This window comes from Sulfitobacter sp. 15WGC (assembly GCF_005068605.1).
Classification (GTDB): domain Bacteria; phylum Pseudomonadota; class Alphaproteobacteria; order Rhodobacterales; family Rhodobacteraceae; genus Sulfitobacter; species Sulfitobacter faviae.
On sequence record NZ_SZNL01000006.1, the window covers coordinates 21,020 to 30,025 of the forward strand.

Annotated in this window: 7 protein-coding genes and 1 pseudogene; 6 read left to right on the forward strand and 2 right to left on the reverse strand. The window is 60.8% G+C overall.

Features of this window, described 5'->3' with window-relative positions; genetic code table 11:
- Positions 1–58: 58 nt before the first annotated feature.
- The 5 genes from FCK22_RS06520 to FCK22_RS06540 all read left to right on the forward strand — a co-directional run bounded on the left by FCK22_RS06520 (position 59) and on the right by FCK22_RS06540 (position 6,590).
- Entirely contained in the window at positions 59–973 is a 915-nt protein-coding gene (locus tag FCK22_RS06520; protein WP_067268331.1) for an AEC family transporter, read from the forward strand.
- 45 nt (positions 974–1,018) lie between these two features.
- Positions 1,019–1,399: a cupin gene (locus tag FCK22_RS06525; protein WP_248646444.1), complete on the forward strand. Its 381-nt coding sequence runs from the start codon at positions 1,019–1,021 to the stop codon at positions 1,397–1,399.
- A 130-nt stretch (positions 1,400–1,529) separates the two neighbouring features.
- Positions 1,530–2,495, forward strand: a complete 966-nt coding sequence (locus FCK22_RS06530; protein ID WP_067268333.1) for a helix-turn-helix domain-containing protein — start codon at positions 1,530–1,532, stop codon at positions 2,493–2,495.
- Positions 2,496–2,597: 102 nt separating this feature from the next.
- Entirely contained in the window at positions 2,598–4,625 is a 2,028-nt protein-coding gene (locus tag FCK22_RS06535; protein ID WP_067268335.1) for a hydantoinase/oxoprolinase family protein, read from the forward strand.
- 3 nt (positions 4,626–4,628) lie between these two features.
- Complete coding sequence (locus FCK22_RS06540; protein ID WP_067268337.1) at positions 4,629–6,590, forward strand: hydantoinase B/oxoprolinase family protein; 1,962 nt, start codon at positions 4,629–4,631, stop codon at positions 6,588–6,590.
- Positions 6,591–6,898: 308 nt separating this feature from the next.
- Here the strand turns inward: FCK22_RS06540 and FCK22_RS06545 are convergent, their stop codons facing one another.
- Positions 6,899–7,855: a hypothetical protein gene (locus tag FCK22_RS06545; protein ID WP_067268372.1), complete on the reverse strand. Its 957-nt coding sequence runs from the start codon at positions 7,853–7,855 to the stop codon at positions 6,899–6,901.
- A gap of 258 nt (positions 7,856–8,113) precedes the next feature.
- Between FCK22_RS06545 and FCK22_RS06550 the strand changes: the two genes are divergently transcribed.
- Entirely contained in the window at positions 8,114–8,659 is a 546-nt protein-coding gene (locus tag FCK22_RS06550) for a YaeQ family protein (RefSeq protein ID WP_067268339.1), read from the forward strand.
- A 60-nt stretch (positions 8,660–8,719) separates the two neighbouring features.
- Here the strand turns inward: FCK22_RS06550 and FCK22_RS06555 are convergent.
- Positions 8,720–9,006, reverse strand: a pseudogene (locus FCK22_RS06555) (carboxymuconolactone decarboxylase family protein); the annotation flags it as partial.

Here is a 9,006-nt window from a genome sequence, read left to right on the forward strand (position 1 = left end):
TGAATTCCCGAACCAACGCATGTGAGAGTATTGTGTCAAAGCTGACGAGCGCCCTGTTGTGATCGTTGGTCTGGGCCTGATCGCACCCTTTTTTATCTACATTCTCGCAGGTGTTGTGGCCCAGCTTTTGCTGCGGCACGGGGCGGAACAGCAGCGCTGGTTGGATGCTTTCATCTTTTACCTCGCGCTGCCGGCGCTGTTATTTCAATCGGTGCGGGTGGTGCCGCCGGGCGCGGTCAGTCTCTTGGGCTTTCTGGCCGTGACCACCGCGATGACCGGGCTGATGTTTCTGATCGGCTGGCTGATCGGGCGCGGCAACAAGACCGGGGACCATGCGGCAGTCTTCGGCCTTGCGGCGAGCTATTCCAACATTGGCTACATGGGGCCTGCACTGACGGTCGCCGTGCTTGGCCCCGCGGCGGGGGCGCCCGCGGCTTTCGTGTTCTGCGCCGATGTCTTGCTGATCTTCACCATTTGGCCCGCTATGATCGGCGAAGGGCGGCGCGGCTTTGCCCGTTTGACTCAATCCCTGCGCAAAGTTGTGACCCATCCGTTCATCCTTGCTACGCTGGCCGCACTCGTCTTTGCGCGCACGGGCTGGGTGCTGCCGACCTTCCTCGACTTGCCTCTCACCGGATTTCAAAACGCCGCCGCCCCGGCAGCGCTGTTTTCGCTGGGCCTGACACTAGCCCGCAACCGGGGCGGCGTGATGGGAGCACGGCTCGGGGCCTGCCTTGGGGTGAAGCTGATTTTGCATCCTCTAGCGGTCGCGCTGGCCTTCATGGTCTTTTCTGGGTTTGATCCGATCTGGGTCGCAACCGCGATCATCATGGGCGCTTTGCCCCCGGCGGCGAACGTCTATGTCATGGCCCGCGCCGAAGGGATCAGCGTGCCGCTCTCTGCGCGCACCGTCCTTTACGGCACAGCCTTTTCCGCGATTTCACTGCCCTTGGTCATTTCGCTCGTCGGCTGACCCTTCGGCGGCTAAGTGACAGGGCCGCGCTAAATCATTCGACGGATGGCCCGAGAATGGCTAGAATCCCCCTCAATCGGGGTGACACTGGCCGCCCCGCCACTGAAGCAGGAGGGGTTCAAGATGTGCGGTACGTCCAAAGAAGGCAGCGCCGTTCCAACCGTTCTGATTGACAACCCCTGCACTCGCGTGACGCGGTGGAGCTTTGCCGGGCGCGGGGACAACACCGGCTGGCACCGTCACAACTACGACTATCTCGTCGTGCCTGTCCAAGACGGAGTGCTGGAAATTCGCGATGCGGAGGGGGCCATCAGCCGATCCGAGCTTAAGGTCGGCGTGCCCTATTTCCGGAAGCGCGGTGTCGAGCACGATGTGCTGAGCGGGAACGACACGGCGTTTGCCTTTATCGAGGTTGAGTTTCTTTAAGCGGCCACCAGCTAGGACCGATCCAAATTTTTGTGCGCAAATCACCTATTTTGCGCGCTGGTTCTGGATAGAGTTTACTGAAGAGTTTGAAGTCCGCGGTTCCAAGTGAAGCGCCGGACGGGAGGAAGGGATGCTAGTTTCGACCGACAACAATGGAGCGACCGACAAAAGCGCGATGTGGTCCCGGACAATCTCTGAGACCTACTTCCCGCTGTCGGTACAGTGCCACGATCCGCAAACGTTCAATGGCGCGCTCAAGTCGTGGGGGCTGGGTATCTTGGGGCTGTCAGAGATGCATTGCGACGCGGTCATGTACCGCCGCCACAAACGCCACTTTGCCGCAGAAAAGGACAGCTGCCTGCTCATCACGATCCCCCACGCGGGGGATGTGCTATTTGAACAGGCATCGCGCGAAACCCGCTGCGCGCCCGGCGGCTTCTTGGTGGAACAGGGCGACATGGCCTATGAATTCTCTCATGCACAGCGCAACAAGCTTTGGGTGCTGAAAGTCCCGACCGCCAGCGTGCAATCCCGGCTGGGGCCGACCGAACGCCTGAGCGCGCTGACCTTTGATGCGACATCAGGCGTCGGGTCTTTCTTTGTGGGGGCGGTGCGCAACACCATCGGCAGCATCGATGTCATCAACGACGCTGCGCGCGAATTGGCAGGCCAGCACCTGCTTGATCTTCTGTGCCTGTCGATGCGCAGCGATGACCGCATCTTGGACAGTTCCGTCTCCACCATCCGCGCAGCGCATTTGCAACGTGCAGAGCAATTCATCCGCGACAACCTCGCAAACCCAAAGCTGGCACCGACGCTGGTGGCTGAATGCTGCGGCATTTCCCTGCGCTACCTGCAGGGACTGTTTGCCGAGAACGACTGTTCGGTCGTGGGCTATATACGCGACAAGCGGCTGACCCGCTGTCACGAGACGCTCACCATGGCCCATGACAGTTCCACGATGGCGCAGATCGCGCACAAATGGGGATTTTACGACCACGCGCAGTTTTGCAAACACTACCGCAGCCGTTTTGGCTGCACGCCAACAGCCACCCGCAAGAAAGCCCGGACGGAGGCGGAGCACCGCCCCGTCTGACCAAGCAAAACCCATCCAACGAAACCAAATGACTGAGCCCTCGCGGCCCAGAGCAATGCCGGTCGGCCATCCGACAGGCGCAGAGCATGTAAGGAACAGCAGATGACCAAGACGAGAGTGGCGGTAGACGTCGGAGGGACCTTTACCGACGTATGCATCATGGACGAGGGCAGTGGCCAAATCCGCATCGAAAAGACCCCCTCGACACCCGATGACCCGATGCGCGCAATCATGACAGGCGTGTCGGACGCACAGGTCGACCTGTCGGATGTCACCATGTTCTCGCATGGCACAACGGTGGCCACCAATGCGCTGATTACCCGCAAATTGCCCCGCGCCGCGATGGTCTGCACCGAAGGCTTCCGCGACGTTGTGGAAATCCGGCGGTCAAACAAAGAAGACCTTTGGGACACCTACAAGGACGTGGCCAAACCCTATATTCCCCGGCGCGACCGCTTGACCGTCAAGGAACGCATTGACGCAAACGGCAAGATCATCCGAAAGTTGGACGAAGAGGACGCCCGCCGAGTCGCCGCTGTGCTCAAAAAGCGCGACGTCAAAGCGATCGCGGTCTGCTTCATCAACTCCTACGTCAACGGCGAGAACGAGGTGCGCATGCGCGAAATCCTCCGCGACGTGATGCCGGACGTGCATATCTCGATCTCTTCCGAGGTGATGCCCGAGATTTTCGAACATGAACGGTTCTCGACCACAATGGTCAACGCCGTCGTCTCGCCCGTGGTGGTCGATTACGTCTCGCGCCTGAGCGACAAGCTTGAGGACGGCGGGTACAAACGCGATTTGCTGCTGCTGCACACCGGCGGTGGCGTCATGACACCGGCAAGCGTGAAGGACTTTGCCGCACGCTTGGCCGGGTCCGGCATCGCGGCGGGAGCCATTGCCAGCCGTTTTATCGGCAACCTTTGCGGCTATGAAAACTCCATCGGTTTCGACATGGGCGGCACCAGCACCGATGTGTCACTGACCTACCGGGGCGAATCCACGGTCACCAAGGATTGGTACATCGAATACGGCTACCCGATCCGCTTTCCAAGCATTGAGGTGCTGACCATCGGCGCGGGCGGCGGATCGCTAGCGTGGAAGGACGAGGGCGGATCGCTGCGCAACGGGCCGCAATCTGCCGGGGCGCATCCGGGGCCGGCCTGCTATTCCAACGGCAATGAAGTTGCCACGAACAGCGATGCCAATGTCGTCCTTGGTCGTCTGGGCCACAGCCTCGCGGGGGGGGACATCACGCTCGACCCTGACCTCGCGGAAAAGGCGGTGCGCGAAACAGTGGCGGAGCCCTTTGGGATGGAGCTGCACGCGGCAGCAGAGGCCATCATCGACGTGGCCAATGCCAATATGGCCAACGCCGTGCGCCTGCTGTCGATCAGCCGCGGCCATGACCCGCGCGATTTCGCCTTGGTGGCCTTTGGGGGGGCGGGCGCCCTACACGGTGCGGCGGTCGCCCGCGAGTTGTCGATCCCCATTGTCATCGTGCCCCCCAATCCCGGCGTCACCTCTGCGATGGGTTGTTTGCTGGTCGATATCCAACATGACTTCTTTGACAACTTCATGGCCGACGCCGCCAACACGACGCCCGAAGACCTCGAAGCCGCCTTTGCCCGGATCGAAAAGGAGGCGGTCGAGCGGTTGCGCCACGAAGGGGTGTCGCCCGACAACACGGTTTTGCAGCGCACGGTCGAGATGATGTACCAAGGCCAGTGGCGCTCGCTGGCGGTGTCGGCACCGTCGAAAATCACCAGCACCGAAGACCTTGTGAACGGTTTTCACGCCGAACATGAGCGGGAATATAATTTCCGCCGCGAAGAGTCGCCCGTGAGCATTTTTAGGGTCGGCGTCAAGGCCACCGGCGTGGTGCAAAAGGCCGAATTGCCGTCTTTCGACGTGGTCAAACACACCCCCGAGCCGACCAGCCATCGCTCCGTCTGGTTCAAAGGCGAAGCCTGCGATGCGGCCGTTTATGACCGGGCGCAGATGAAGGCCGGGGCAGAGTTCAGCGGCCCCGCCATCGCCGAGCAAGTCGATTCCACCGTGGTCATACCGCCCAAGGCTGTGGCGTCGGTCGATCAATACATGAACATTCTCATTCGCGTGAAGGATTGAACCATGAACACCCTATCCAGACTCGACCTTGATCCGGTCACCTTCGAAGTTCTGAAAAACTCTTTCATCACCTCTGTTGACCAAATGGCAGAGCAGATGCTGCGCACCTGCTATTCCTTCGTGATCTACAACCGTGACTTTTCGAACGGGCTGCACGATGCCCAAGGCAACTGCGTGGCGCAGGGCAATTCGGACATCGCGGTCCATGTGGGCACGCTGCATTACACCTGCAAGGACGTTATCCGCGCCTTTGAGGGCGATATGTACCCCGGCGATGTCTATGCAGTCAATGATCCCTACGCGGGGGGCACGCATTTCAGCGATGTCCGCCTGATCCGCCCGATCTTTGACGAAGAAACCCTGATCGGCTTTTCGCAGTCCAACGGGCATTGGTCAGACCTTGGCGGCTCGGTTCCCGGCTCGTTCAACGTCACGGCCCATGAGATGTTTGGCGAAGCCGTGCGGATCACGCCGATCCGGCTGTTTCGCAAGGGCAAGTTTTGCGCCGACGTAGCAAATATGATCGCGGCAAACACGCGCGACCCGGCCTCCATCATCGGTGACATCCACTCGCAGGCGCAGGCCACGCAGGTCGCGGAACGCGAACTCCAGCGTCTTGTTGGCAAATACGGGCGCGATCAGGTAACCCAAGGCATGGAGGAGGTGCAAGACTATGTCGAGCGCGCCGTGCGCCAGCGCATCTCGGACCTGCCCGACGGCACATGGGAGGCGGTGGACTATATCGACCGCGACCCCGGCGCGGGCGAGGGGATGATTCCGATCCACATCAAGATGACAATCAAAGGAGATGAAATCCTTTATGATTTTGAAGGCAGCCACCCGACGATCTCGTCGATCTACAACTCCGCGCATGGGGCTACCTTCTCGGCCGTGGTGGCGGGAATGAAGACCTTTTTTCCTGATCTGCCGCTCAACAGCGGGTTTTACCGCATGGTCGAGATCAAAGCGCCCGAGAACAGCGTGGTAAGTGCCGAATGGCCCGTCGCCGTGACCGGCTTCCTGATGCCGTTTGAGAAGATCATGAACGCGATTTTTGAGATGTGGTCGCAGATCATGCCAGAGCGCGCCATCGCCTGCGCCTTCAACCTTGAATACCTGCTTGCCGGGGGCAACGATCTGCGCAAGCCTGAAAAGCCGATCTACATGTTCTACGAATGGCTCCCCGGCGGCTGGGGCGGGCGCAACGGCAAGGACGGCAGCGATGTCACCACCGCCTGTTTCGGCACAGGTCTGATGTCGCAACCATCTGAGGGCAACGAGCGGGTAAACCCGACCCGGGCGGATGAGTTTCAGATCAAACAGGACAGCCCCGGGCCTGGCAAGTGGCGCGGCGGTGCGGGGGTCATCAAGGCGTCAACGCTGCTGGAAGCGGACAACACCGTGATGTCCTATATCTGCGACCGGGAACGGGCCGTTGTCTGGGGCGTCGAAGGCGGCCTGCCGTCCATGCCCCATGGTCTGATGGTTGAACACGCAGAGACCGGCCAGCAGAACTGGCTGGGATCGGTCTTTTCCAACTACAAGATCAAGAGCGGCGACAGGTTTACCCGACCCACGGCAGGCGGTGGTGGATACGGCGATCCGATGGAGCGCGATCCAGAGCGGGTGCGTCAGGATGTGATCGACGAATATGTCTCGGTCGAGCGGGCAAAGACCGACTATGGCGTGGTCATCAAGGTAAATGACGCCGATACGCTGGACTTTGAAATCGACGTCGAGGCGACCCGGAAGGCCCGGGCGCATATCCGCGAAAACCGCGAGGCCTGGGCGCGGACGGACCCCGAAGTGGTTTCGCGCTTGTACCGCAATGGCGAGATCAACGAGATGGACGCGGTGCGGCAATACGCGGTGATCCTTGACTGGGGCAGCGGAGAGGTGATGCCCAAATCGACACAGCAGTTCCGCGAGAGCTTCGAGCGACGGTCCGTCGCACATTGGAGCTGAGGCAGACGGTTCGGTAGGTTTTTCCTGCCGGACCAAGCTTACCTCTGAAACAGATTACTTCTGATTGTCGCGATGAGAGAGATGAAGGCCTGTGCCACAAACCGTACTCACACAATGTTCGAAAAATAACCCATTTTGATGTGAGCTATATGTCTTTAAGATGCTGAAATAGAAAGGTTTCGACTGGATTCAAAATCCCCCGCCGCGAGGCGTGCCGGTTCGAGTCCGGCCTTGGGTACCACCTTTTCCAAAAGGTCTTCCGCATTTTCGTATGAACGATCCCGATGCTTCGCGCCTCCTAAGCCCGTTCATCCTTCGCGCCAAAAACCTGCGATCACCTCCTGCGCCACCTTATTCTGCACCGTAAAATCAGTGTCTCCCGCGCCGCCGCCGTCGGGGTCGGTGAACCAACGCCAGATCCAGACGTCTTGAATCCCACGGGCCTCAAGGGCGCGGAGCCAGCGTGCCAGCACCTCGGCCTGAAGCGCCATATCGGCGGGGGCGGCGCGTTCTTCGGCGCTTTCCCATGGGCGGGCGGTCGCGCCTTCGGCGGAGCGGAGGCCGATTTCCGCGATCCAGATGGGTTTTGAGTGTTTGCGCGCCACGGCGGCGACCCGGTCCAATTCTGCGGCGATGGCGCGGTCCCAATCGGTCGGCGCGTCCGGGGCGCCTAGAACGGGGTAGAGGGATACCGCCACGGCATCCAGATCGGGCCAGAATGCGATCTTCTCGGCCTCATCGGCGCCATGGGCGACATAGGTGAGCTTTCCGCTGAAAAGCGCGCGTATCTCGGCGATGGTGTCGCCCCAACGCGGCGCCCCCGATACGCCGCGCAATTCGGTGCCGAGGACGAGCACGTCGGCGCCGTTGCGCTCTGCCGTGAGCGCGATGGCGCGCAGAACCTCTGCGTAGGCGGCGTGCCATGCGTCTGCGCTGTCCGGCTCGGGGGCAATCGCGCCGGCCCAGCTTTCGGGCACCCAGACATGGGGTTTGACGATGGCGGCGAGCCCCGCGGCGTGCAGCTGCGCGATCCCGGCGGCGATCCTGTCATGGGGCAGCGCATCCCCCATGACGATGGCGCTGGAGCTGGGCGAAGGCTGCCATAGGAAGGGGATCACCGTCGCCGCCGTCGCGCCTGTGTCACGCAGCCGCGCGATGCTTTGGGCGGCGGCGGTGCTGCCGAAGGGGGCGTTCGGCGTCTCGATCAGGTTGAACCCGCGTAGGGCGCCACCCGCCTCTCGCGGAAACGCCGCTGTCGCAGTCAAAGCGGTAGAGCCGAGGGCCCAGAGAAGCGTGCGACGGTCGATCATGGGGCTAGGGTAGGATGAGTTCCCCTGCCGCACAACGGCATGCTGGCGAAGATGCTTGGCCTTTTGGGGGCTGCCGCCGGCTGAATAACGCCAATTTCGCGCAAAATTGGCGGGCTTTCATCTGCTGGACCCGCGCAAAGCCCCGTGACAATTCCCTTTCCCCGGTCGGCCCAAGCGCGTAGGCAGCGCCTACCTTGGAAAACGAGACATATCATGGCGCAGAATGCCACCATTTACAAAGTCGAGCTTTCGGTCTCGGACATGGATCGTCATTATTACGAGACCCATAAGCTGACCATCGCCAAACACCCTTCGGAAACCGATGAGCGGCTGATGGTGCGGCTGATGGCCTTTGCCCTTAACGCCCATGAGCATTTGGAAATGACAAAAGGCCTGTCGACCGACGATGAGCCAGACATCTGGCAGAAAAGTCTAAGCGGGGAGTTGGATGTTTGGATCACGCTCGGTCTGCCAAGCGAGAAGGTCTTGCGCCAGTCCTGCAACAAAGCGGCCAAGGTGGTGGTCTATCCCTATGGCGGCCGAACGGCTGAGGTTTGGTGGGACAAGATCAAGAACAGCACAACCCGTTTTGACAATCTCGAAGTGGTCAACCTGCCCGAGGCTGACACGAAAGCGCTGGCCGATCTGGCAAACCGCGCGATGAAGCTTCAGGTGTTGATCCAAGACGGCGGGGTGACGGTGAACCTTGATGAGGCGATGGTGACGCTCACGCTCGACCGTTGGAAGACTGCCCAGTAAAGGACGGCGGGCTTAAAGGCTGTCGAAAAAAGGCGCGCCACTCTGGGCGCGCCTTTTACTTTAAACGTCGAGCTTCTTGTCGCCGCGCTTCCATGCCAGCGGCTGGAAAACCTCATCCACCGGGGTTTCGGCAACGTGGTTGACGTAGTTGGAGATGGTTTTCTGCGCCATGCCGAGGATCACGTCCAGCACCGCGCGGTGACCATAGCCTGCGTCGAAAAAACGCCTGCATCTGCGTGTCGGAAACGAAGCCGCGGTTGCGCACCATCTGCACGGTGAAGGTCCGCAGCGCTTCGAGTTTGGGCGTCGGCAGGGCCGTTTCATTGCGCAGCGCGTCACTGATCTCG

Bases quoted from the DNA above. Each gene is read 5' to 3' on its own strand.
- FCK22_RS06540 (WP_067268337.1), top strand. From the start codon at position 4,629: ATGAACACCCTATCCAGACTCGACCTTGATCCGGTCACCTTCGAAGTT.
- FCK22_RS06525 (WP_248646444.1), top strand. From the start codon at position 1,019: ATGGCCCGAGAATGGCTAGAATCCCCCTCAATCGGGGTGACACTGGCC.
- FCK22_RS06530 (WP_067268333.1), top strand. From the start codon at position 1,530: ATGCTAGTTTCGACCGACAACAATGGAGCGACCGACAAAAGCGCGATG.
- FCK22_RS06535 (WP_067268335.1), top strand. From the start codon at position 2,598: ATGACCAAGACGAGAGTGGCGGTAGACGTCGGAGGGACCTTTACCGAC.
- FCK22_RS06550 (WP_067268339.1), top strand. From the start codon at position 8,114: ATGGCGCAGAATGCCACCATTTACAAAGTCGAGCTTTCGGTCTCGGAC.